The organism is Mesorhizobium sp. Mes31 (genome assembly GCF_024519675.1).
Classification (GTDB): Bacteria; Pseudomonadota; Alphaproteobacteria; order Rhizobiales; family Rhizobiaceae; genus Mesorhizobium.
In genome coordinates this window covers 1-635 of record NZ_JALJRL010000065.1, presented here as the reverse complement: position 1 = coordinate 635, position 635 = coordinate 1, and the positions used below count along the sequence as shown (strand labels likewise).

General features: G+C 60.8%; 1 protein-coding gene. It reads right to left on the bottom strand.

Annotated features, from left to right (window positions below):
* Positions 1-635: ABC transporter substrate-binding protein (locus NR193_RS33305; RefSeq protein ID WP_256754888.1), on the bottom strand; the 635-nt coding region annotated here is incomplete at both ends.

Sequence of the window (635 nt, the reverse complement as noted above, 5' to 3'; positions counted from 1 at the left end):
CCGTCGAGCGGCGTTTCACCACCCCACCACTTGCCGTTCTCGCGACGCTTGACGACCGCCTTGGTACCTACTGCATAGGACACCAACTCGAAAGGTCCGGTGCCGATCGGCTTCTTGAGCGGGTCGGCGCCATCCTTGTCGAAGTCGCGATGCACGACCAGCGCCGGATAGTCGGTGAAGCCCGGTATGATCGCGATGTCGGGTTCGGACAGCTTCAGCTTGACCGTGAGGTCGTCGACCTTGGTGATGGCGCCATCCTTCGCCTTGCCGGTCTTTGTGTCGATCAGCGCGCCGACGCGTGCCGCCATGGAATTGCCGGAAGCACCCTTCTCGCACCAGCGGTTCAGATTGGAGACCACGTCATCGGCGTTGAAGGCATCGCCATTGTTCCAGGTGATGCCTTTGCGCAGATGCAGTGTGTATTCGGTGGCGTCGTCATTGACGTCCCAGCTTTCGAGCAGGACCGGCTCGAAAGTGAACTGATGCGTGTAGCGGACGAGCGGCTCCAGCCAACAACGGGTGACGTTCGCCATCTCGGTCCAGTCGTAGGTACGCGGATCCTTCTGTGCCTTGACCGACATCGCGACATGCAGCGTTCCACCCTTTTTCGGTTCGTCGGCCAGGGCTTTTGTCGG